General features: G+C 70.2%; 22 protein-coding genes and 1 pseudogene. 22 read left to right on the top strand and 1 reads right to left on the bottom strand.

Annotated elements, in window-relative coordinates:
- Positions 1–4 precede the first annotated feature (4 nt).
- The 16 genes and pseudogenes from R3F55_04195 (at position 5) to R3F55_04120 (ending at position 18,306) form a co-directional block, all read left to right on the top strand.
- The gene (locus R3F55_04195; protein MEZ5666632.1) at positions 5–1,870 is read left to right on the top strand and encodes a TIGR00180 family glycosyltransferase; all 1,866 of its coding nucleotides are present in this window, start codon (positions 5–7) and stop codon (positions 1,868–1,870) included.
- 31 nt (positions 1,871–1,901) lie between these two features.
- Positions 1,902–2,495, top strand: coding sequence for an NUDIX hydrolase (locus R3F55_04190; GenBank protein MEZ5666631.1), 594 nt, complete (start codon positions 1,902–1,904; stop codon positions 2,493–2,495).
- A 139-nt stretch (positions 2,496–2,634) separates the two neighbouring features.
- Complete coding sequence (locus tag R3F55_04185) at positions 2,635–3,594, top strand: thiamine pyrophosphate-dependent dehydrogenase E1 component subunit alpha (protein MEZ5666630.1); 960 nt, start codon at positions 2,635–2,637, stop codon at positions 3,592–3,594.
- Positions 3,572–4,672, top strand: coding sequence for a transketolase C-terminal domain-containing protein (locus tag R3F55_04180; protein ID MEZ5666629.1), 1,101 nt, complete (start codon positions 3,572–3,574; stop codon positions 4,670–4,672). Before R3F55_04185 ends, R3F55_04180 begins: the two co-directional genes overlap by 23 nt.
- Before the next feature lie 106 nt (positions 4,673–4,778).
- Complete coding sequence (locus tag R3F55_04175) at positions 4,779–5,642, top strand: hypothetical protein (GenBank protein ID MEZ5666628.1); 864 nt, start codon at positions 4,779–4,781, stop codon at positions 5,640–5,642.
- Positions 5,639–6,472 carry a transketolase gene (locus tag R3F55_04170; protein ID MEZ5666627.1) on the top strand — a complete coding sequence of 278 codons (834 nt, stop codon included), beginning with the start codon at positions 5,639–5,641 and terminating at the stop codon, positions 6,470–6,472. The genes R3F55_04175 and R3F55_04170 overlap by 4 nt, the downstream gene beginning before the upstream one ends.
- A 16-nt stretch (positions 6,473–6,488) precedes the next feature.
- Entirely contained in the window at positions 6,489–7,442 is a 954-nt protein-coding gene (locus tag R3F55_04165; GenBank protein MEZ5666626.1) for a transketolase C-terminal domain-containing protein, read from the top strand.
- A gap of 4 nt (positions 7,443–7,446) precedes the next feature.
- Positions 7,447–8,592 carry an aldo/keto reductase gene (locus R3F55_04160; GenBank protein MEZ5666625.1) on the top strand — a complete coding sequence of 382 codons (1,146 nt, stop codon included), beginning with the start codon at positions 7,447–7,449 and terminating at the stop codon, positions 8,590–8,592.
- Entirely contained in the window at positions 8,564–9,565 is a 1,002-nt protein-coding gene (locus R3F55_04155; protein MEZ5666624.1) for an NAD(P)-dependent oxidoreductase, read from the top strand. The genes R3F55_04160 and R3F55_04155 overlap by 29 nt, the downstream gene beginning before the upstream one ends.
- 58 nt (positions 9,566–9,623) lie before the next feature.
- Complete coding sequence (locus tag R3F55_04150) at positions 9,624–10,925, top strand: radical SAM protein (GenBank protein MEZ5666623.1); 1,302 nt, start codon at positions 9,624–9,626, stop codon at positions 10,923–10,925.
- A 45-nt stretch (positions 10,926–10,970) separates the two neighbouring features.
- A complete protein-coding gene (locus R3F55_04145; protein ID MEZ5666622.1) occupies positions 10,971–11,738 on the top strand; it encodes a crotonobetainyl-CoA--carnitine CoA-transferase in 768 nt (255 codons plus the stop codon).
- Between the two features lie 5 nt (positions 11,739–11,743).
- A complete protein-coding gene (locus R3F55_04140) occupies positions 11,744–12,739 on the top strand; it encodes an NAD(P)-dependent oxidoreductase (protein ID MEZ5666621.1) in 996 nt (331 codons plus the stop codon).
- A complete protein-coding gene (locus tag R3F55_04135; protein MEZ5666620.1) occupies positions 12,739–13,665 on the top strand; it encodes a phytanoyl-CoA dioxygenase family protein in 927 nt (308 codons plus the stop codon). Before R3F55_04140 ends, R3F55_04135 begins: the two co-directional genes overlap by 1 nt.
- 148 nt (positions 13,666–13,813) lie before the next feature.
- Positions 13,814–16,634, top strand: a pseudogene (locus R3F55_04130) (molybdopterin oxidoreductase family protein).
- The gene (locus R3F55_04125; protein ID MEZ5666619.1) at positions 16,631–17,371 is read left to right on the top strand and encodes a 4Fe-4S dicluster domain-containing protein; all 741 of its coding nucleotides are present in this window, start codon (positions 16,631–16,633) and stop codon (positions 17,369–17,371) included. Before R3F55_04130 ends, R3F55_04125 begins: the two are co-directional and overlap by 4 nt.
- A gap of 2 nt (positions 17,372–17,373) precedes the next feature.
- Positions 17,374–18,306: a DmsC/YnfH family molybdoenzyme membrane anchor subunit gene (locus tag R3F55_04120; protein MEZ5666618.1), complete on the top strand. Its 933-nt coding sequence runs from the start codon at positions 17,374–17,376 to the stop codon at positions 18,304–18,306.
- A 4-nt stretch (positions 18,307–18,310) separates the two neighbouring features.
- Here R3F55_04120 and R3F55_04115 read toward each other — a convergent pair whose 3' ends face one another.
- Positions 18,311–19,210, bottom strand: coding sequence for a hydroxymethylglutaryl-CoA lyase (locus R3F55_04115; protein MEZ5666617.1), 900 nt, complete (start codon positions 19,208–19,210; stop codon positions 18,311–18,313).
- A gap of 159 nt (positions 19,211–19,369) precedes the next feature.
- Between R3F55_04115 and R3F55_04110 the strand changes: the two genes are divergently transcribed.
- Genes R3F55_04110 through R3F55_04085 form a run of 6 tightly spaced genes read left to right on the top strand, consistent with a single transcriptional unit; the run spans position 19,370 to position 23,680 of the window.
- On the top strand, positions 19,370–20,185 hold the full coding sequence (locus tag R3F55_04110; GenBank protein MEZ5666616.1) for an urease accessory protein UreD: 816 nt from the start codon (positions 19,370–19,372) through the stop codon (positions 20,183–20,185).
- A gap of 25 nt (positions 20,186–20,210) precedes the next feature.
- On the top strand, positions 20,211–20,513 hold the full coding sequence (locus R3F55_04105; GenBank protein MEZ5666615.1) for an urease subunit gamma: 303 nt from the start codon (positions 20,211–20,213) through the stop codon (positions 20,511–20,513).
- A gap of 19 nt (positions 20,514–20,532) precedes the next feature.
- Positions 20,533–21,111, top strand: coding sequence for a HupE/UreJ family protein (locus tag R3F55_04100; GenBank protein ID MEZ5666614.1), 579 nt, complete (start codon positions 20,533–20,535; stop codon positions 21,109–21,111).
- Between the two features lie 10 nt (positions 21,112–21,121).
- Positions 21,122–21,439: an urease subunit beta gene (locus tag R3F55_04095; protein MEZ5666613.1), complete on the top strand. Its 318-nt coding sequence runs from the start codon at positions 21,122–21,124 to the stop codon at positions 21,437–21,439.
- A gap of 1 nt (position 21,440) precedes the next feature.
- Complete coding sequence (gene ureC, locus R3F55_04090; GenBank protein ID MEZ5666612.1) at positions 21,441–23,153, top strand: urease subunit alpha; 1,713 nt, start codon at positions 21,441–21,443, stop codon at positions 23,151–23,153.
- Positions 23,154–23,176: 23 nt separating this feature from the next.
- On the top strand, positions 23,177–23,680 hold the full coding sequence (locus R3F55_04085) for a hypothetical protein (GenBank protein ID MEZ5666611.1): 504 nt from the start codon (positions 23,177–23,179) through the stop codon (positions 23,678–23,680).
- The last annotated feature ends 39 nt before the right edge of the window (positions 23,681–23,719 follow it).

Genomic DNA, 23,719 nt, shown 5'->3' with positions numbered 1-23,719 from the left:
CGTCATGAGCGACCCGCTGCGAGACGAGCATACGCTTCTCGTCACCACCTACGAGCGCCCGACCTACGTCTATCGCCTGCTGCGGTTGCTGCGGTCCGATGTCTCGGTCGGTCGCATACTGCTGGTCGATGCCAGCAGCGACGCGGTCAAGGCGCGCAACGCACGGACCATCGCGGCGAGCGGGCTGGCGGTCGAACACATGCTGTGCGACCACGCGCTGTCGGTGATCGACCTGCACGAGGTCGCCGCCCGGGCGGTGAACACACCCTATGTCACGTTCTGCGCCGACGACGATTTCATTGCGCCTGCGTTCATCGGCCATGCAGTCGACTGGCTGCGCGACCGGCCCGGCCATGCGGCCTGTGCCGGCCGGCTGTCCTATCTCGGCTACGATTCCGACCAAGCATTGCTGAGCGTCGGCCACAACTGGGCCGTCGAGCAGGACTCGGCGCTGGAGCGCTTCACCGGCCACCTGGCGAGTTTCTGGAGCGGCGAATTCGCCACCTGGCGTACCAAGGCCAAGCAGGATGCCTGCCGCGCGTTCGAGATATTTAAGCGCGACGAGGTGCTGGGCGAGCCGCTGCATTCGCTGCTGATGGCGATCGGCGGCAAGATCGGCGTGATCGACCGGCTGTCGGTGGTTCGCGGGCTGCATGAGGGCAACAATGCTAACCGGTTCCAGGAAAAGCGGCTGTGCCTCGTCCGCGATGGCTTTCGTGCGGATTTCGACGCGTTCTGCGCGCTGGTCGAATCCGCCCTCTCCGACGTGGGCGAGCCGCCGCAGGATTGGGAGCAGTTCCGGCGCCGTCTGTTCGACGCCGTGATCCGGCATATCGCGTTCTACAACTCGTATTTCAAAGACTCGATCACCACCGGCATCCTGCGCAAGCTCTGGCCCACGGCAACGCGCCCGGCGATCGAGGACAAGCGACAATTCCTGCGCCGGCGGATCTCCGCCGAGCTGTTCGGCGACGACGGTTCGCTCGTGGACGCAAGGCTTCCGACCGGCCGCCACGCCAATGTGCTGCGGGCCCGCAACGGCACGATCCTGCGCTACGACCTTTCCGAAAGCGCATCCGCGGCAGCGTTGCTTGCCCCGGCACAGGTCGAGCCGACGGCACGATGCCGGCAACTGATCGAAGCCCTGTACGACGGACGGTACGCGCGGCTGCACGTGCGGCTGAGGCGCGAGCTGTCGCCGGCCCTGCTGCCCGACGTGTCCGAGCCGGCGGATCTGGCGTTCGATGCGCTGGCACTGCAGGCTCTTGTCGCCGAGCTGGCCCCCTTGCACCACATGCCGGCCGGGGTCAACCGGGCGATCGCCTGCGCCCTGCCGATTGCGCGCGGCGACGCCTATGAACTGGACCTGGCGACCGAGCTGGTCGGGCTGGCCACCCGGTTCGACAACGGCAAGGCGACGCCGCCCGACAGCTTCGACGTGCCCCTGCCGCAGTATCGCACCGTGCGCGAATTTCCCGACCGGGATGCGCGCGCCCTGCCCGGCGGCCTCGATATCGGCGCGGCGAAACGCGCGCCGCGGATGACGCTGATTCCGCTCGATACCGGCTATGTCGCACGTGCCTTTGCCGAGGCGCCGCTATGGATCACGGCGAACGTCCGGGTTCTGGCCGGCAAGATCCAGATTGGCGTCGTCTGCGACGGCACCATGCTCGAAGCGCCCAGCGTCGTCGCCGACGACGGGTTGCAGTGCGTGCACCTCGCCATCATGTCGCCGAAGGCCGAGTGGCTGATGATTCGCGACCTCGCCCCCGACGGCGAGGCGAGCAGGCTGGAGGTGTCGTCCATTCGCCTCCTGCAGGGCCGCCCGGCGCTGGCGGAAACCGGCGATCTGCCGGCAGCGGTCGCTTGACCGCCCGACACCGCCACACCCGCGCCGCACCATGACGATTGCGTTCTCCACGCCCTGGTTCTCGATCGAGGCGGTGCCCGACCGCGACGGCTCGATGGACCCGCCCTACTACCGGCTGGTCTGCGGCGACGGCGTCGTTGCGCTGCCGATGACCGCCGACGGCGAACTGGTGCTGGTCGAGCAGTACCGGCCGACGCTGCGGGCGACCACGCTGGAGTTCCCGGCCGGCGAGCGCGAGGCCCACGAGACCGAGCAGATGGCCGCGGCGCGCGAGACCTTCGAGGAGACCGGCCATGTCTGCGACTTCTGGGTCTCGGTCGCACCGGGGCGCATGCTGCTGAACCGGACCGATCACCGCGACTTCTTCGTGCTCGGCATCGGCGCCCGCCGGGTGCCGGGCTGGGAGCCGCACGAGGCGACGCGGCCGATGCTGCTGTCGCGCGCCCGCTTCGTCGAGCGGGTACGGACCGACATGTTCGAGCACACCGCCGCGCTGAGCGCGCTGGCGCTGCTCGAGATGAAGTTCGGCGTTCGCCTGCTCGTTGACGACCCGGATGCCACCCGCGCCAGGCTGGCCGGAGCGGGCGTGGCGGTGACGCTGGAACAGGCCGTCGCGACGACTTGAGCGATGGTTGCCGGCGCGGGCCGCGAACGGGTCTGCACTTAAGCGTTGCTTAAACTTTCACGCGCAACGTGCAGTTAACCTTAACGGCCCCGAGAAAAGCGCCGCGGCGGTGCCGGCGCGCCCCAGCAACGGACCTGCCATGCCGAGTCATCTCGATCCGTCCACGCTCTCCGACTACGAGCGCCTGTTCTACGCCACCTTGCGCATCCGCCGCGTCGAGCAGCGCATCATCGACATCTACCCCAGCGACCGCATCCAGAGCCCGGTGCACCTGTCGATTGGACAGGAAGCGGTTGCCGTCGGCGCCTGCGATGGCCTGCGCCGGTCTGACCCCGCCTATGTCACCTATCGCAGCCACGCCTTCTACCTGGCCAAGGGCGGCGATCTCAACGCCATGTTCGCCGAGCTCTATGGCCGCCGCGACGGGATGGCCAAGGGCAAGGCGGGCTCGATGCACCTCGCCGCGCCGGATGTCGGCCTGATGGGCGCGTCGGCCATCGTCGCCAGCACCATCCCGCATGCCGTCGGCAGCGCGCTGGCGGCCCGCAACCGGCGCAGCGGCCAGGTGACGCTGTGCGTGTTCGGCGACGGCGCGACCGAGGAAGGCGTCTATCACGAGTCGCTCAACTTCGCCGCGCTGCACGCCCTGCCGGTGCTGTTCCTGTGCGAGAACAACGAGTTGGCAGTGCACGCCCACCGCCACGAGCGACAGGCCTATGGACTGGTGGAACATGCGCGCAGCTATGGCGTCGGTGCGGTCACGATTTCCGACGGCGCCGACTTCGTGATGGTCCGCGACGTGTGCCGCGGGATCGTCGACGAGATGCGCCGCGACGCCCGGCCGCGCCTGGTGGTGGTCGACACCTTCCGGGCGCACGAGCATGTCGGCCCCGGCCTCGACTTCGACGCCGGCTATCGCGGCCGCGACGGCCTGTGCGCCTGGCAGGGCCAGGACCCGCTGCAGCAGCGCGCCGACCTGGTCGCCCGCTTCGCTCCGGCGATCGATGCGGAAATCGATGCGGCGGTTGCCTTCGCCGAGAACAGCCCCTTCCCCACCGCCGAGGATCTGCTGACCGATGTCGATGGCCTTGCCGCTTGACGCCGTCGCCGCGCCGGAAACGGCGCCGGCCGGCAACACCTATCGCGACGCCCTCGCCGCCGCCATGCGCAGCGCGATGGCCGACCACGACCACACGCTGATCCTTGGCCAGGGGGTCACCGATCACAAGGGCATCTTCGGCACAACCACCGGCCTGCTCGACGCCTTCGGACCGGAACGGATGATCGAGACGCCGCTGGCGGAAGATGCCGTCACCGGCATCTGCATCGGCGCGGCGTTGAACGGGCTCTACCCGATCAACACCCACATCCGTGCCGATTTCGGCCTGCTTGCTGTCAATCAGCTGGTCAACCTGGCCGCCAAGTACCGCTACATGTTCGGCGGCCTCTACGAGGTGCCGATGCTGGTGCGCATGGTGGTCGGCCGCAGCTGGGGCCAGGGCGCGCAGCATTCGCAGAGCCCGCAGTCGCTGTTCGCCCACAACCCCGGCCTGACGGTGATCATGCCGTCGAGCCCGCGCGCGATCCTGACCGACTACGCCCATGCCATCGCGCACCACCGCGGCCCGGTCGTCGCGATCGAGCACCGGCTTATGTACGACCTCGCCTTCGAAGACGAGGACGGCGACGAAGCGTTCCCGCCGATGGCGACACGCCTGGTCCGCCGCGGCCGCGACGTCACCATTGCGGCTACCTCGATCATGGTGCTGGAGGCGAAGCGTGCGGCCCGGCACCTCGCCAGTCACGGCATCGACTGCGAGATCATCGACCTCAACGCGGTTTCGCACATCGACCGCGAGCTGGTGCTGGCCAGCCTGGCCAAGACCGGCCGGCTGCTGGTCGCCGACACCAGCTGGCAGGCGTTCGGCGTCGCCGCCGAGCTGTCGCGGATCGTGGCGGAGACCGACCCGCGCCTGTTGCTGGCGCCGGTTCGCTCGCTCGGCATGCAGCCCTGCCCCTGTCCGACCGCCAAGGCGCTGGAGGACCTGTTCTATCCGTCGCTCGACCGCTTCGTCGACTGCGCCGCCACCCTGGTCCGCGGCGAAGGCCACGGCATCCCGTTGCCGGGCGAGACGTCGATGGCCGACGTCTACAAGCACTTCAAGGGACCGTTCTGATGAAGCTTCCCTGGCTCTACGACCACCGCGACAACCATTACTCCCAGCATGGCGAGGACGGTGTCGTTGCCGCGATCTTCGACCGGATCGGAGAGCTGAGCCGCTGGTGTGTCGACGTCGGCGCGGGCGACGGCGTCACGATCTCAATACCCATTACTGGTGCGGCGACCGGGGCTGGTCGGGCGTGCTGGTCGAGGGCTATCGCGACTATTTCGTCGACCTGCAGAAGGTCTATCGCGGGCGCGACGACGTGCACTGCATGAACCAGATGGTCGCCCAGACCCGATCGACGGCCTGCTCGCGCGCACGCCTGATCCCGAAGCGCTTCGACCTGCTTTCGATCGACGTCGACGGAATCGATTTCTGGCTCTGGCACGGCCTGCAGACCTATCGCCCGCGCGTGGTGATCATCGAGGTCAACGCCAGCATGGGCCCCGACGTCTATTTCGTGCAGCAGGACGAAGGCATGCAGATGGGGTCTAGTGCGCTGGCTATGGTGCAGCTGGCCCAGCAGAAGGGCTACCGGCTGGCCGCGCACCTGGTCTCCAATTGCATCTTTGTCGATGCGGAGGAATTTCCGCTGCTCGGCATCGACGACAATGCGCTGCCTTCGCTGTTCACGAGCCCGTTCGTGCCGGTCGTGGTCTCCGACCTGAACGGCGTGCACCACGTGCTCAAGCCAGGGCCCTGGGGCTTTTCCGGCGCGGTCGTCACCCCGAGCCACAAGGTCGACGAGGACGGATCGCAGGCGACGCTGCGCCTGCTGCAACAGGCCGCCGGCGACGGCGGATCCGTCCTGCGTGTCGCCGCAGGCGAACGCTGCGGCTACAGCGCGGCGATAACGCAGGACCGCGAACTGCTGCGGGTGCTCAAGCGCTTCGGCACCCGCGACTGGTCGCCCGAGCGTGCCGCCCTGGCCCGCACGGCGGCGGCCCGCGAGGCCGAACCTCTGAAGAAGACGGGATCATGATCAACGACATCGATGCGCTGCCCGCCAAGGCGGCCATGCTGCGCCGCATGGCGCTGGAAGCGGCGCTGAAGGCGAAGAAGGGTCACCTGCCCCCTGCCTTCTCGTGGGCTGACATTGCCGCGGTGCTGTTCTACGGCGACATGCTGCGCTATCGCCCCGGCGCGCCGGACTGGGCGGAACGCGACCGATTCCTGCTGTCCAAGGGACACGCCTGCCTGACCCTGTTCGCGGCGTTGGCGGACATCGGGCATTTCGACAGGGCCGAGCTCGACCGCTTCGCCGCCGATGGCGCGATGCTGGCCGGCCATCCGGATACCAACATCCCGGGCGCCGAGCTGGTCTCCGGCTCGCTCGGGCACGGGCTGGGCATCGGCGTCGGCCAGGCGCTGGCCGCCCGGCTCGACGGCAAGGACTGGCGCACGGTGGTGCTGCTCGGCGACGGCGAATGTTACGAGGGCTCGGTGTGGGAGGCCGCGATGCTGGCCGGCCACCGCAGGCTGTCCAACCTCGTCGCGATCGTCGACCGCAACCGGCTGTCGGCGACCAACTTCACCGAGACCATCGTCGCGCTGGAGCCGTTCGCCGACAAGTGGCGCGCCTTCGGCTGGCGGGTGGTGGAGGTCGACGGCCACGACCACGCCGCCCTGATCGACACCTTCGCACCGCTGCTGCGCGTGCGCGACGCGGCCGCCGCGGCGCCGACCGTCGTGATCGCCAACACCGTCAAGGGCAAGGGCGTGCCGTTCATGGAGAACCATCCCGACTGGCACCACCGCATGCCGAAGGGCGACGAGATCGACGCCGCCCGTGCCGCGCTGGCCGCGGCCTGATCCAGGACACCCCGACATGGGCAACACCATCCAGTTCCGGGACGCCGCCTTCGACGCCATCGAGCGGGCGATGGACCTCAACCCCGACATTGTCGTGCTGACCAACGACATGGGCGCGCTGGGGCTCGACAGCATTGCCAAGGCCTGGCCCGACCGCGCCATCAACGTCGGCATCGCCGAGCAGAACATGATCAGCGTGGCGGCCGGCATGGCGCTCGCCGGCAAGATCGCCTTCTGCTACGGCATCGTCGCCCACATCGTCGGCCGCTGCTACGAGCAGATCCGCAACGACGTCTGTTGCCCCGGCCTGCCGGTGGTGCTGGTCGGCGTCGGCAGCGGGCTGGCCTATGGAAACGACGGCCCGACCCATCACGGCGTGCACGACATCGCCGCGTTGCGGCCGCTGCCGAACATCGCGATCTACGATCCGTCCGACGCGACGACCACCGAGCTGGCGATCGCCGACGCCCTGCGCCGGCGCGGCCCCGGCTATGTCCGGCTGGACAAGGAAGCCCACGTGCCGCTGTACGGCGGCAGCACGGACATCGCCGCCGGCATGCTGGTGCACGGCGGACCGGCGGAGGCGGTGCTGATCTCCTCCGGGTTCCTCAGCCCTCGCGCACTGGCGGTGCTGGCGGCGCTGGCCGCGCGCGGCCGCGCGATCCGCGTCATCGACCTGGTACGGCTGAAGCCGGTCGACGCACCGGCGCTGCTCGCCGCGATCGGCCCGGCCCGCGCCGTGGTGACGATCGAGGAGAACGCCCCTGTCGGCGGGCTCGGCTCGCTGGTCGGCGACATGCTGGCGCGTCAGGGTCGCGGCGTCGCCTTCAACCCGATCGCGCTCGACGCCGACCACTACATGCTGTCGGCGACGCGGGAGTGGGCGCACGCGCGGTCCGGCCTGACCGAGGCCGCCATCGCCGCTTCCATCGAGCAGGCGCTGGCCCGGCAACCCCGCGCGGCGGCCTGAATCGATGCTGTACCGTCCCCTCGGCGCGAGCGGGCTCTGCGTCTCGCGCATCGGTCTCGGCACCATGGGTTTCGGCGGCCGCTACCAGCGGGTCGACGGCGGCGAGCGCGATGCCTGCCGGCTGATCCACCGCGCGCTCGATCTCGGCATCACACTGTTCGACACCGCCGAGGTCTATGGCGAGGGCCATGGCGAGGAGATTCTCGGCGCCGCCCTGCGCGGCCGGCGCGACCGGGCGGTGATCGCCACCAAGTTCTCCGCCGCGAACAGCCGGCCCGAGGCGGTGAAGGCCGCCTGCGAGGGCAGCCTGCGCCGGCTCGGCGTCGACTGCATCGACCTCTACCAGAACCACTGGCCCGACCCCGCGGTGCCGATCGCAGAGACCATCGGCGCGATGGCCGACCTGGTCTGGGAAGGCAAGGTCCGCGCGATCGGGCTCAGCAACTGCACCGGCCATGACGCGACCGCCGCGACCGCCGCGCTGGCCAATGGGCCTTGCCTGGCGTCGATCCAGCAGGACTACAGCCTGCACGAGCGCTTCGCCGAACGGCGTGTGCTGCCCTGGGCCCGTGCCCACGGCGTGGCGCTGATCGCCTACAGCCCGCTGGGCCAGGGGCGGACGTCGGGCCCGGACCCGCGCATGGTCGAGCTGGCGCGGATCGCCGCCGACGTGGGCGTGACCGCGGCGCAGGCGATGCTGGCGTGGCTGCTGCACGACGAAGCCGTCGTGCCGATCCCGATGACCAGCCGCGAGACCAACCTGATCGCCAATGCGGCCGCGGTCGACGTGGTCCTGCCATCGGGGGTCGCCGACGAGATCGATGCGCTGTTCCGCAGCACCGTTCGCGACCTGCGCCCCGCCGACATCGCGGTCGAGGCCTCGCATCACGGCAAGGTCATGCGCACCCGCGAGGAAGCGCTGGACAACGTCCACGGCCTGGTGCCGAGCCCGGCGGAACTGGCGCGCGACATGGCGTCCGGCGACCTGCTGAAGCCGATCAAGGTGTGCCCGCCGGCGGAACCCGGCGGCCGCTATCGGCTGGTCGAAGGCCAACTGCGCTATTGGGCCTGGGTAATCGCGCACGGCGACGACCGGCCGATTCCGGCCCAGCTGGTCAGCGATGGCGGACACAGCCGTTCCGCCGCCTGACCCGCCCCCGCCCGGTCGCTATGTGCTGACCGGCGCCGCCGGGCTGATCGGCTCGCATGTGCTGGCGCGGCTGGCCGATGCGCCGGGCGTTTCCGTCCGTGCCGTGTTCCACCGCCGTCGCCCTGCCACGATGCCGGACAACGTCGACGCGGCGCAGGCCGACCTGACCGATCCGGCAGCCGCCCAGGCGGCGATCGGCGGCGCCGAATTCGCGATCCACTGTGCCGGGATCGTCGCCAGTGCGCCGGTGCTGGCGCGCGATCCGGTCGGCCCGCTGGTCGCCAATGCGGCGATGGCATGCCGGGTGATGCGCGCCGCCGTCGCCGCCGGCTGCCGCCACCTGGTGGTGATGAGCAGCATCACCGGCTACCCGGACAGCGAGGCGCCCAGCCGCGAGGACGACTTCCTGGCAGGCGAGCCGCCGACGCCCTGGCGCGGCATCGGCTGGACCTATCGCTATGTCGAGGCGATGGCGCGCCTGTGCGCCGCGGGCGGCGCGGATGCGATGCAGGTGACGGCGCTGCGACCCAGCATGGTCTATGGCGACGGCGACCGCTTCGACGACGCCCACGCGCACTTCCTGCCCGCGCTGATGCGCCGGGTCGTCGCCCGCGAGCGGCCGATCGAGGTCTGGGGCGACGGCAGCGCCGAGCGCGACCTGGTCCACGCCGACGATGTCGCCCGCGCGGCCCTGCTGGCGCTGCGCCGCGCAGGCGGCGGCTTCCGCGCCTACAACGTCGGCGCCGGCCGCTCGCAGACGGTGCTGCAGATCCTGCACGCCCTGATCGCCGCCGACGGCTTCGCGGACGCGGAGATCGCACACCGCTACGACCGCGCCGGCTCGGCCGCCCGCCGCCGCATCGACGTCGCGCGCGCGCGGTCCGAGCTCGGCTTCGAGCCCGCGGTCGGCCTGGACGACGGCCTGGCCCGCACCCTGCGCGGCTATCGCGCGGGCCTGCAAACCGCCGGTTAACCCTAACTCAACCTTGATCCAACAGTGTCGGCGCACGCGGAACGGATTGGAGCCTGACGTGTTCGAAATCGGTGTGGTCGTTCCCTCGTGGTCCTACTGGGCCAACCCGACCAAGCTGCAGCCTTTGTGGGAGCTCTACTACGCGACCCTGATCGAGGATCGCTTCCCGCAGGCCCGCGTGCAGGTCATCGACACGCGCGGGCACGGCCAGGTGCCGGATCCGGCCGACCTGCCGGCGTGCGACCTCTATTTCTACTGGATCATGAAATCTGCCGACGCGCCTGAACTCTATGCCCAGGCCCGCGGCCTGAAGATGCTGCATCCGAAGTCGGTGCACATGGCCGGCGGCACCCATGTCGACCACAAGACCGACGAATGCGCCGGCATCTTCGACACGGTGTTCACCGGCACCGCAGAGCCCGAGATCGCGCAGGCCATCGCCGACTGGCAGGCCGGCCGGCTGGAACCGGTCTATCGCGGCACCCTCCCCCATCCGTTCAGCGACTACGGCCACGCCCGCCGCGGTTTCCTGCCGAAGGAGCGGATCGTCAACACCCTGCACTTCGCCCAGCACGGCGGGGCGCCGGGAACCGGCGCCTATTTCTCGCGCGGCTGCAGCTTCCGCTGCCGCTTCTGCATCTACAACACGCCCGGCAAGTTCGAGTACCGCACCGGCGCGCAGATCGCCGCCGAGCTGGCCTATCTCAAGGCCGAGTACGGCATCCAGGGCGTCAACCTGCGCGACGAGGTCTGCGTGCCCGTCAACCTCAAGCAGGCGCGCGACTATATCGGCGCCATCGGCGAGGCCGGCGTGATCTGGCGCGGCCAGACCGTGCCGCTGGGCAAGGAGGAGGCGATCGCACTGGCGGCGCAGAGCGGCTGCAAGGAGCTCGCGCTCGGCATCGAGAGCGTCGACAGCGACCGGGTGCTGGAGATCTCCAACAAGCCGTCGCAGAGCATCGACGCCAACAAGCGCTACATCGAGCTGCTGAAGAAGCACGGCATCAAGGTCAAGGTCTGCCTGATCTTCGGCCTGCCCGGCGAGAGCCGCCACGTGGTGGAACGGACCGTCCGCTTCCTCGAGGAGGTGCAGCCCGATTTCGTGTCGCTGTCGGGTTTCGACCCGGTGCCGGGCTCGCCGTTCCACACCGAGCCGGAGAAGTACGGCATCCGCTGGATCGACCAGAGCCTCGAGCACCATGCCCACCTGATCTACCGCTACGGCGACGACGAGGAGGTCGGGCTGCCGTTCGAATACGAGCCCGACGGCCCGTTCGGCCCGGCCCTGTCGCGGCGGGAGATCCTCGACAACATCCGCACCGTGCAGGGCTATCTGCGCGACCACAACATGATCTACTGAGCCGCGTCGTCGACAGCCCTTCGGCAGCGCAAACGGAGCCACCGCATGAACGCCGTCAACGCCGACCTCGTCGCCGACGTGACCTGGGCCAGCCAGGCCGAGTCCGCATCCCGCGGCGGGCTGGTCGACAGCCTGAAGAACACCACCATCCCGAACGACCAGCTGCTCGCCAACCTGGGCCTGTTCCTGGATGCGAAGAACCTGTCGCGCATCCTGTTCATGGACTTCCTGTACCGGCAGATCCTGGACGTGCAGGGCGTGGTGTTCGACTTCGGCACCCGCTGGGGCCAGAACGCGGCGCTGTTCACGTCTTTCCGGGGCATCTACGAGCCGTTCAACCGGCATCGCCGCATCGTCGGCTTCGACACCTTCACCGGCTTCCCCGGCGTCGCGGCCGAGGACGGCAGCTCGCCGCTGATGGAGCCGGGCAAGCTGGCGACCACGGCGGGCTACCAGCGCGAGCTGGAAACCATTCTCTCGCACCACGAGCAGCTCAACCCGCTGTCGCACATCCGCAAGACCATGCTGTGCCAGGGCGATGCCTGCGAGACGGTGGAGAAGTACATCGTCGAGAACCCGCAAACCATTGTTTCCCTTGCCTATTTCGACTTCGACATCTACGCGCCGACCAAGCGCTGCCTGGAGCTGATCCGGCCGCGGCTGGTCAAGGGCAGCGTGCTGGGCTTCGACGAGCTGAACGATCCGGACTCGCCCGGCGAGACGCTGGCGCTGATGGAGGTGTTCGGCCTGAACGCCGTGCGCCTGAAGCGCTTCCCGCACGCCTCGCGCGTCTCCTACTTCGTCGTCGAGTAGCCGCGATGAGCCTGCCCGCGGATATCCTGCGCGCGATCGAAGGGCGGCGCGCACTCGTCACCGGCGGTACCGGCATGATCGGCCGCGAGGTGGTGCGGCTGCTGCTGGAGGGCGGCGCGGAGGTGACCAGCGTGTCGCTCGACCGGCTGCAGCCGGTACACGGCGCCCGCTACGTCCACGGCGACCTCAGCGATCTCGGCCTGTGCCTCGACCTCACCGCCGACATGGACCTGGTGCTGCACGTCGCCGGCATCAAGGGCTCGGTCAAGGTGACCCAGTCGCGCCCGGCCAGCTTCTTCGTGCCGCTGCTGATGATGAACACCAACATGCTGGAAGCGGCGCGGCGCAACAACGTTGACCACGTCGTCTACACCAGCTCGATCGGCGCCTACAGCCCCGGCGAGGTGTTCCGCGAGGCCGAACACGACCCGGCGCTGCCGCCGATGGACATGTTCCCCGGCTGGGCCAAGCGGATGGCCGAGATGCAGGTCGAGGCCTATCGCATCCAGTACGGGCTGCGGAACTTCGCCGTGGTACGGCCGTCCAACGTTTACGGCCCGGGCGACAATTTCGACCCGGACAACGCCATGGTAATCCCGACGCTGATGGCCAAGGTGGCGCGCGGCGACGATCCGGTGGAGATCTGGGGCGACGGCAGCGCGGTGCGCGACTTCGTCTTTGCCGAGGATGCCGCGCGCGGCATCATCCTGGCCTGCGTGCGCGGCACCGGCGACGGTTTCATCAACATCGGCGGGCCGCGGGGCGTGACGATCCGCGAGCTGGTCGAGACCCTGCAGCGGGTCACCCCGTTCAACGCCCGGTTCGATCCGTCGAAGCCCGGCGGCTTCCCGCGCCGGGTGATGGAATTGGATCATGCCCGTGCCACGGTCGGCTACGACCCGGCGGTCAGCCTGGAGGAAGGGCTGTCGCGGACGTGGGCGTGGTACCGGACCAACCGGGCGGAACATCTCAGCAAGCAGAACTATTTCGCCGAGGCGTGATGGCACACCCGCTGAACATCTCCGACGCCCTGTTCGACAGCTCGGTCGGCGCGCGTGCGGCGCAGCTGGCCGGGTTCGCGCCGCTGCTTGCCGCTGCCGAGGTCGACGAGGCCGAGGCGGTGGGCGAACTGCGCGGCCGCGGCTACACCCTGCTGCGCGGCCTGCTCGCGCCCGAAGTGGTCGCCTCGGTGCGCGCCGGTGTCGACCGGCTGTCGGCCGCAGGTCGCGGCCTTCTGGCGCCGCGGCGGGTAGAGCCCGACGCCGATCCGAACGATTACGAGGCGATGCCGCGGCTCACCGCCGAGGAGGTCGCGCGCGGTGAGGACTACATGCGGCGTCACGCCAGCATGGTGCAGATCGCCGACCCGCTGATGACCTTCCCGGAACTGCTGACCGTCGCGCTGCACCGCCGCATCCTCGGCATCGTCGGTTGCTATCTCGGCTGCTGGCCGGCGCTGACCTACGCCAAGATGCGCAAGAGCTTCGCCAACGGCCTGCCGCGCTGCGACACCGAGCTGTTCCACGTCGACGGCAACAGCACCAAGATGTGCAAGGCGCTGCTGTTCCTGACCGACAGCGACGACGATCCCGATGCGGCGCACGAGTTCGTGCTGGGCAGCCATAACGGCGCCACCGCCGGTATCGACCCGTTCGCGCGGTTCGAGCGCGACCGCGTGGTCGCCGACTGGGGCGCCGAGCGCATGCGGCTGCTGACCTGCAAGGCGGGCGACGTGGTGATCGAGGACACCACCGGCATGCACACCGCCGGCAAGCCCCGTCATCACGACCGCACCATCGCCCTGTTCAACTACGGCGTTCACGCCGAATATGGCGGCGGCGGCGCCGTCCTGCGCATTCCCGGCGCACCGTTGCGCACGATGGCACCGGAGCAGGTCGCCGCGACCGAGTTTCTCACCGTCGTCTGATTCCGGCCGGGCGGATTGACCGGCGCCCTTCCCGCCTCCGATAAAGGGGCGACGGGGAGGCGACGGCTTGTTCGAAAAGCGGGAACAGCTTCGACCGATCGCGCTGGATGCGCCGATCGGCGACACGGTCAAGACGACGACCTGCTACATGTGCGCCTGCCGCTGCGGCATCAAGGTGCACCTGCAGGACGGGCGGCTGCGCTACATCGAGGGTAACCGCGACCATCCGGTCAACCGCGGCGTGATCTGCGGGAAGGGCGCCGCCGGAATCATGCACCAGCACGCCCCGGCGCGGCTGACCGCGCCCCTGCGGCGCACCGGGCCGCGCGGCGCCGGCGAGTTCGAGGAGATCTCCTGGGACGAGGCGCTGACGACGGTGACCGGCTGGCTCGCCGACATCCGCCGCAGCGACCCGCGCAAGCTGGCCTTCTTCACCGGGCGCGACCAGAGCCAGTCGTTCACCGGCTGGTGGGCACAGCAGTTCGGCACGCCGAACTTCGCCGCCCATGGCGGGTTCTGCTCGGTCAACATGGCGGCGGCCGGGCTCTACTCCATCGGCGGTTCGTTCTGGGAGTTCGGCGAACCGGACTGGGAGCGTGCGCGCTACCTGCTGCTGTTCGGCGTCGCCGAGGACCACGACAGCAACCCGATCAAGATCGGGCTGTCGCGGATGAAGCGCAACGGGGCCAAGGTCGTCTCGGTCAACCCCGTGCGCACGGGCTATTCCGCCATTGCCGACGAATGGCTCGGCATCACGCCGGGCAGCGACGGCCTGTTCGCCATGGCGCTGGCGCAGGAACTGCTGCGCACCGGTTCCGTCGACGTCGACTACCTGCTGCGCTTCACCAATGCCGGCTGGCTGGTGGTCGACGCCCCCGGCGGAGCAGAGCACGGCCTGGTCGCGCGCGACGGCGACGGTCGCCCGCTGGTCTGGAGCCGGCGCGCAAGCGCCGCCCTGCCGCACGCCGAGGCGGCGATGGATGCGGCGCTGCAGGGACGCTTCACGCTGCCGGACGGGCGCGCGGCACGGCCCGCCTTCGCCCTGGTCGCCGACCGCTGCCTCGACCCGGCCTATGCGCCGGAGGCGGTCGCCGGCCGCACCGGGCTCGAGGCCTGCACCATCCGCCGCATCGCCCGCGAACTCGCCGACGCCGCCTTCGGTTCGGACTTCGCGATCGCCCAGTCGTGGACCGACTGGACCGGCAAGACCCACGAAAGGATGGTCGGCCGGCCGGTGGCGATGCACGCCATGCGCGGCATCTCGGCCCATTCCAACGGCTTCCAGACCTGCCGCGCGCTGCACTTGGTGCAGGTGCTGCTGGGCAGCATCGATGCGCCGGGCGGGTTCCGCTACAAGCCGCCGTTCCCGCGGCCGATTCCGCCGGCGCCGCAGCCGGCCGGCAGGCCGGACCAGGTCAAGCCCGGCGCGCCGCTGCCGGGGATGCCGCTGGGCTTCCCGCGCGGGCCGGAGGACCTGCTGGTCGATGCGGACGGACGCCCGTGCCGGCTGGACAAGGCGTTCTCCTGGGAGGCGCCGCTCGGCCTGCACGGGCTGATGCACCTGGTCATCCCCAACGCCGGCAAGGGCGACCCCTACCCGGTCGACACCCTGTTCATGTTCATGGCCAACATGGCCTGGAACTCGTCGATGAACATCAAGGGCGTGGTCGAGCACCTGACCGCGACCGACCCGAAGACCGGGGAGTATCGCATCCCGCACGTGGTCTATTCCGACGCCTTCCTGTCGGAGACCGTGGCCTATGCCGACATCGTGCTGCCCGACACCACCTATCTGGAGCGGTGGGACTGCATCTCGCTGCTCGACCGGCCGATCTGCGACGCCGACGGCCCGGCGGACTCGATCCGCCAGCCGGTGCTGCAGCCGGACCGCGACGTGCGCCCGTTCCAGAGCGTGCTGCTGGACCTCGGCGCGCGGCTCGGCCTGCCCGGCATGGTCAAGGCGGATGGCAGCCCGGCCTATCCCGGCGGCTATGCCGACTACATCGCCAACCACGAGCGCAAGCCGGGTACCGGCCCGCTGGCCGGCTGGCGCGGCGCCGACGGCGACAGTCACGGCCAGGGCGCGCCGAACCCGAACCAGCTCGAGCGCTACATCGCCAACGGCTGCTTCTGGAAGGACGAGATCGCGCCGGAGCAGCGCTTCTTCAAGCACGGCAACCCGGCCTATCTCGCCTATGCGGCGCGCATGGGGTTCATCCCGAGGCCGAGCCGGTGACCATCCAGCTGTACAGCGAGCCGCTGCAAAGTTCCGGCTGGCCGCCGAAGGCCACGGCCCGGTGCAGCCGCCCGAGGGCGAGCGCGCCCGGATCGCCCGTTTCTTCGACCCGCTGCCGTTCTGGTATCCGCCGCTGGAGGACGAGGTCAACGACGACAGCGCCTTCGGCCTGCACGCGGTCACCCAGCGGCCGATGGCGATGTACCACAGCTGGGGTTCGCAGAACGCCTGGTTGCGCCAGATCCATGCCCGCAACCGGCTGTATGTGCCGGTCGGCGTGGCCGCGGAGGCCGGCCTCGCCGACGACGACTGGGCGGAGCTGTCGAGCCGCCATGGCGCGATCCGCGCGCAGGTCCGCGTGATGCGCGGGGTCAACGCGCGCACCGTCTGGACCTGGAACGCGATCGGCAAGAAGGCCGGCGCCTGGGGCCTCGACCCCGACGCACCGGAAGCGACCAAGGGCTTCCTGCTCAACCACCTGATCGACGAACTGCTGCCGGCGCACGCGGACGGCCGCCGCTATGCCGCCGCCGATCCGCTGACCGGCCAGGCAGCCTGGTACGACCTGCGCGTCGCCATCCGGCGCATCGATCCGCCGGCTGCGGAGACCGCGGAGGAGCGGGAACCGCAGACGCGTGACGCCCTGCGCTACGGTTCCGAATTCAGCCAGCGAGCGCAGTCGCGGGTCGACTGGCGAAGCCTGGTTCCCGGCCTGAAGGGACGACCGCGATGACCGCCCTGCCCGACGCGCCGCCGCCGAAGCGGCTCGGTCTCGTCATCGACCTCGACGTCTGCGTCGGCTGCCAGGCCTGCGTGACCAGCTGCAAGGAGTGGAACACCGGCGGCCACCCCGCGCCGCTGTCCGACATGGACCCCTATGGCGCCCATCCGGTCGGCGCCTTCCTCAATCGCGTGCACGGCTACGAGGTCGACACCGGCGCCGGCAGCCAGACGGTGCATTTCCCGCGCTCGTGCCTGCATTGCGACACCGCACCCTGCGTGACCGTGTGTCCGACCGGCGCGTCTTACAAGCGCGCCGAGGACGGGATCGTGCTGGTCGACGAGGACCGCTGCATCGGCTGCGGCCTGTGCGCCTGGGCCTGCCCCTACGGCGCGCGGGAGATGGACTATGCCGGCGGCGTTATGAAGAAGTGCACCCTGTGCGTCGACCGCATTTACAACGACACGATTCCGGAGGCGGATCGCCGGCCGGCCTGCGTCAACGCCTGCCCGACCTCGGCACGGCATTTCGGCGACTTCGCCGACCCGCAGTCGGAGGTGTCGCGGCTGGTGCGCGCGCGCAACGGCTATGACCTGATGCCGGAGCTGGGCTGCCGGCCGACCAACAAATACCTGCCGCCGCGGCCGCGCGCCGCCGTCGAGCCGGCCGCCCCGCCGTCCGAGCCCGCCGCGCCGCAGCCGGGCGGCCTGCTCGGCTGGCTCGACCGGGCGCTGGCGGCGTTGGGCTGACCATGCACCCGGCGCTGTCCGTCATCCTGTTCACCACGACGTCGGGCGCCGGCTACGGGCTGCTCGCCCTGCTCGGCCTCGGCCGCATGACCGCCGACTGGGGGCCGGGGCTTGCCGGCCTGCTGCTGGCGGCCGCACTGAGCCTGGCCGGGCTGGTCGCCTCCACCTTCCACCTCGGCCATCCGGAGCGGGCCTGGCGGGCGCTGAGCCAATGGCGCACCTCGTGGCTGTCGCGCGAGGGCGTGATGGCGCTGGTCACCTTCGCGCCGATGATCGCCTATGCCGTGGTGTGGCTGTTCGCGCCGGCGCCGACGCCGGTCTGGCTGGGCCTGGTCGCGGCCGCCTGTGCCGCGCTGACGGTCGCCTGCACCGGCATGATCTACGCCTCGCTGCGGCCGGTGCGGCACTGGCACAACGGCTACGTGCCGGTGCTGTACCTGCTGTTCGCCTGGGCCAGCGGCAGCCTATTCTATCTGATGCTCGCCGGCTTCTTCGCGCTGGACGAAGGCTGGGCCCGGTGGAATGCGATTGCCGCCCTGCTGCTGGCCTGGGCGGTCAAGGTGGCCTATTGGCGGGCGATGGACCGCGGCCGCAGCGTCAGCGACCCGGGCACCGCGACCGGCCTCGGCCACCTGGGCGCGGTGCGGCAGATCGAGCCGCCGCACACGGAAGAGAACTACGTGATGCGCGAGATGGGCTTCGCGGTGGCCCGCCGCCATGCCCGCCGGCTGCGCGTCCTGGCGGTCGCGATCGGCGGCGCGGTGCCGCTGGCGCTGGTCGTGGTGGCCGTCGCGGTGGGCGACCCGGTCGCGACCGGCATCCTGGCCGGCGGCGCCGCGCTGATCGCCCTGCCCGGCATCCTGATCGAGCGCTGGCTGTTCTTCGCCGAGGCCCGGCACAGCGTCACCCTCTATTACGGGGCCGAGCGGGCCTGATCCGCTACGCGGCGCGGCGGGGAAACGGACCGGCCCGGGCGACCATGCCCGGCGGCGGATGACCCAGTTGTTCGCCGAGCCAGTGCGCTGTCGCGATCAGGGCATCGATGTCGACGCCGGTCTCATAGCCCATGCGCTGCAGCATGTAAGCCAGGTCCTCGGTCGGGATGTTGCCGGTCGCCGCCGGCGCGAACGGGCAGCCGCCGAACCCGCCCGCGGAGGCGTCCAGCGTCGTCACCCCGGCCTCGACCGCGGCGACGGCGTTGGCGAGGCCGGTGTTGCGGGTGTTGTGGAAGTGGCAGGTGATCGGGATGCCCGGCGCCGCCGCCCGTGCCGCCGCCACCCGCGCGCGCACGTCCGACGGCACCGCCGCGCCGATGGTGTCGGCCAGCGCGATCGACGCCGGTGCCGCGGCCGCGATCTCGGCCACGATGTCGGCGACCCGCCCGACCGCGACCTCGCCGTCATAGGGGCAGCCGAAGGCGGTGCTGAGCACGGCCGTCAGCGGCCGGCCGGCCGCATGGCACAGCCGCGCCGCCTCGCCCCATGCCTCGAGCATATCCGCCACTGGCCGGCCCTGGTTACGGGTGGCGAAGCCGTCGGTCGCCGCCAGCCCGAAGTTGATCTCGGCGATGGCGGTGGCCAGCGCCCGTTCGACCCCGCGCACGTTCAGGGCCAGGCCGATGCCGCGCACCGTCGCCGGCAGGCCGGCGATCACCGTCTCGGCGTCGGCCATCTGCGGCACCCGCTGCGGGTTGACGAAGCTCGCCACCTCGATCCGGCGCAGGCCCGCATCCGCCAGCCGTGCGATCAGTGCCAGCCTGGTCCGCGCCGACAGCACCGTCGCCTCGTTCTGGATGCCGTCGCGCGGCGAGACCTCGACGATTTCGATGCGGCCGCCCATCGCGTCCTCCTTGCCGGTCGGTCTGATATGGTATCGATCTTGCCTGCGGGCGACAAAGCCGCCGAACGGAACCGACCAGCCGCACCTGCCTTGAATCACAGCACCACATTCCTATCGTCGGACAGTTGCGCGGACATCGGGCACGACTGCATCGATTCCGTGCAGCCGCACCAGCGCTCGGCCGGGCGGATCGACGCGGCCTTTGCCCATGGGGTGCGCGGCACCACGGTGGCACGTGCCTATCAGAGCGGCTGCGCCCGCTTGCGCTTCCCGCGCCAGCACGGCGGCATGTCCCCGACCGGCATCGTCATCAACACGGCGGGCGGGCTGACCGGCGGTGACCGCTTCCACGTGGCGGTGGACGTGGCGGCGGGCGCTGCGGCGACCCTGTCCGGCCAGGCCGCGGAGAAGATCTATCGCAGCGCCGGCGGCGTGGCGGAAATGCGCAACGCACTGCGGATCGGCGCCGGCGCGCGGCTCGACTGGCTGCCGCAGGAGACGATCCTGTTCGACCGCGCCGCGCTCGACCGGCGGACCGAGGTGACGATGGCCGCCGATGCCACGCTGACCGCTACCGAGCTGACCGTGCTCGGCCGCGCCGCGATGGGCGAGCGGGTGCGCCACGCCATCCTGCGCGACCGTTGGCGCATCGTGCGCGACGGCCGGCCGGTGTTCGCGGATTCGCTGCGGCTCGACGGTGCGGTCGACGCCCTGCTCGACCGGCCGGCAGCTGCCGCAGGCGGATCGGCGTTGGCCCTGGTCGTGCATGTGGCGCCGGATGCCGAGCGGCGGCTGGACCCGGTGCGGGACCTGCTGGACGGCCGCGACGGTGTGCGCAGCGGCGCGAGCGCCTATGACGGGCTGCTGGTGGTGCGTATGATCGCCGTCGATGCAGCCGCGACGCGGCAGGCCGCGCTGGCGGTGATGGGCGCGTTGCGCGACGGGCTGCCGCCGCCGCGGCCGTGGCTGCTGTGAGAAGAACGGGCACAGGGGGAGAGGGATGAACCTGACACCGCGCGAGAAGGACAAGCTCTTGGTCGCGATGGCGGCCGTGGTCGCCAGGCGCCGGCTGGAACGCGGTGTGAAGCTGAACCATCCCGAGGCGATCGCGCTGATCACCGACTTCGTGGTCGAGGGCGCGCGCGACGGCCGCTCCGTCGCCGACCTGATGGAGGCGGGCGCGCACGTCGTCACGCGCGAGCAGGTGATGGACGGAATTGCCGAGATGATCCACGACGTCCAGGTCGAGGCTACCTTCCCGGACGGCACCAAGCTGGTGACCGTGCACAATCCGATCCGCTGAGGAGGAAATGATGATCCGCATGATTCCGGCCGCTGCGGCTGCCAGCGCGGTACTGTTTGCCACCACCGCCGCGTTTGCCCATACCGGCGTCGGCGCCACCACGTCGTTCATGGCCGGCCTCGGCCATCCGCTTGGCGGCTTCGATCACATCCTGGCCATGGTCGCGGTCGGCCTTTGGGCCGCATCGAAGGGCGGCAAGGCGCTATGGCTTTGGCCCTGCGTATTCGTCGGCGTGATGCTGCTGGGCGGGATGCTCGGCATCGCCGGCGTGTCGCTGCCGGCGATAGAGCCTGGGATTGCCGCGTCGATCGTCGTGCTGGGCACCATGGTCGCCGTATCGGCCAACCTGCCGCTCTGGGCCGGTGCCGGCATCGTTGGCCTGTTCGCGCTGGCCCACGGCCATGCCCACGGGACCGAAGCGCCGGAAGCGGGCGCTGCACTGCTCTATGGCGCCGGCTTCGCGCTGGCCACGGCTGCATTGCATGCCGCCGGCATCGGCCTTGCGCTGGCCTCGCGGGGCAAGGTCTGGCGCACCGCCGTGCGCGCGGCAGGGGCGGCCGTCGCTCTCGCCGGTGCAGCCCTGGCCTTCGGCGCCTAGGGTGGCTGCGATGATCCCGGGCGAACTGTTCCCGGCCGCCGGCGAGATCGAGCTGAACAAGGGCCAGCCGACGGTGACGCTGACCGTGGCCAACGGCGGCGACCGGCCGATCCAGGTCGGCAGCCACTACCATTTCGCCGAGACCAACCCGGCGCTGAAGTTCGACCGCGACAAGGCGCGCGGCATGCGGCTGGACATCGCCGCCGGCACCGCCGTGCGCTTCGAGCCCGGCCAGAGCCGCGCGGTGACGCTGGTGCCGTTCGCCGGCAAGCGCGCGGTCTGGGGCTTCAACCAGAAGGTCATGGGTCCGCTGGACGGGGGGAACTGACATGCCGGCAACCATCGGGCGTGCCGCCTATGCGGACATGTACGGCCCCACAGTCGGCGATCGGCTGCGGTTGGCCGACACCGAGCTGGTGATCGAGGTCGAGCGGGACCGCACGATCTACGGCGAGGAAGTCAAGTTCGGCGGCGGCAAGGTGATCCGCGACGGCATGGGCCAGTCGCAGGTCGCCCGCGCCGACGGTGCCGTCGACACGGTCATCACCAACGCGCTGATCGTCGACCACACCGGCATCTACAAGGCCGACGTCGGCCTGAAGAACGGGCGGATCGCGGCCATCGGCAAGGCCGGCAACCCCGACGTCCAGCCGGGCGTCGACATCGTGGTCGGCCCGGGCACCGAGGCGATCGCCGGCGAGGGCAAGATCCTGACCGCGGGCGGCTTCGACAGCCACATTCACTTCATCTGCCCGCAGCAGATCGACGACGCGCTGATGTCGGGCGTCACCACCATGCTGGGCGGCGGCACCGGGCCGGCGACCGGCACCAACGCCACCACCTGCACACCGGGGCCTTGGCACCTGGGCCGGATGATCCAGGCGGCCGATTCGTTCCCGATGAACCTGGCCTTCGCCGGCAAGGGCAACGCGTCGCAGCCGAAGGGGCTGGTCGAACAGGTCCTGGGCGGCGCCTGCGCGCTGAAGCTGCACGAGGACTGGGGCACCACGCCGGCGGCGATCGACTGCTGCCTGGGCGTCGCGGACGATCACGACATCCAGGTGATGATCCACACCGACACCCTGAACGAGAGCGGGTTCGTCGAGAACACCATCGCCGCGTTCAAGGGGCGGACCATCCACGCCTTCCACACCGAGGGCGCCGGCGGCGGCCATGCGCCGGACATCATCAAGGTCTGCGGCGAACTGAACGTGATCCCGTCGTCGACCAACCCGACGCGGCCCTACACGGTGAACACCATCGACGAGCATCTCGACATGCTGATGGTGTGCCATCATCTCGACCCGAACATCCCGGAGGACGTGGCCTTTGCCGAGAGCCGGATCCGCAAGGAGACGATCGCGGCCGAGGACATCCTGCACGACATGGGCGCGTTCTCGATCATCGCGTCGGACAGCCAGGCGATGGGCCGGGTCGGCGAGGTGCTGATCCGTACCTGGCAGACCGCCGACAAGATGAAGCGCCAGCGCGGCCGGCTGAAGGAGGAGCGCGGCGACAACGACAATCTGCGCGTGCGCCGCTATATCGCCAAATACACCATCAACCCTGCCATCGCCCATGGCATGGCCCACGAGATCGGCTCGGTCGAGGTCGGCAAGCTGGCGGACCTCGTGCTGTGGTCGCCGGCCTTTTTCGGCGTGAAGCCGGACCTGGTGCTGAAGATGGGCACCATCGCCGCCGCCCCGATGGGCGATCCCAATGCCTCGATCCCGACGCCGCAACCGGTGCACTACCGGCCGATGTTCGGCGCCTTCGGCAAGGCGATGACGGCGTCGGCGGTCACCTTCGTCTCGCAGGCGGCGGCGGACGGCGGGCTGGCCGAGCGGCTGGGGGTGGAAAAGGCGCTGGTGCCGGTGAAGAACACCCGCAACGGCATTTCCAAACACAGCATGGTGCTGAACGACGCCACGCCGGAAATCGAGGTCGACCCGGAAACCTACGAGGTGCGCGCGAACGGTGAGCTGCTGACCTGCGAACCGGCCAAGGTACTGCCGATGGCGCAGCGCTATTTCCTGTTCTGATGCGCCGGACATGACAAACGCCGATGCCGGACCTCGAAATCCCCTCGCTGCGCGCAACCACATGGCGCGGCAGGCTGATCGCAGCGGGCCTGCTGGTCGCCGCGCTGGCGGTACTGGCCGGGCTGTACCTGTTTCTCTGGCTGGCGCCGGACCATGCCTGGCTCTATGCGCTGGCGGTGCTGACGCTCGGCGGGGGCGCGGTCTGGATGGCCGGGCGGCGCAACGGCAACTTCCGGCGCTGGCGTGGCGCCGTCGCGGCAGCATGGCAGGCGGAACGGACCCGGCAGGACTGGGCGATCGCCAATCCGACGGAACCGCGCGTCAGGCGACGGTCGCGGCTGATCGGCCTGGGCGCGCTGGCCATCGGCGTCCTGCTCGCAATCGCCATCGGCGGGGCGGCGCTGCTCGGCGACCTGCCGGTCTATGGCTACATGGTCGGCCTGCCGGCGCTCTGCATCGCCGCAGGTCTGTGGATGCTGGTCAGCGGCCGGCAACCCGACCCGCGCCGCAGAAAACGCCGACGTTGATCCGCTGCCGTATGCGCACGGCAGCGGCGAGTCTGCGCG

The sequence above is a fragment of the Alphaproteobacteria bacterium genome (assembly GCA_041396705.1).
Taxonomy (GTDB): Bacteria; Pseudomonadota; Alphaproteobacteria; order CALKHQ01; family CALKHQ01; genus CALKHQ01.
This window is presented reverse-complemented; position numbering and strand designations above follow the sequence as displayed.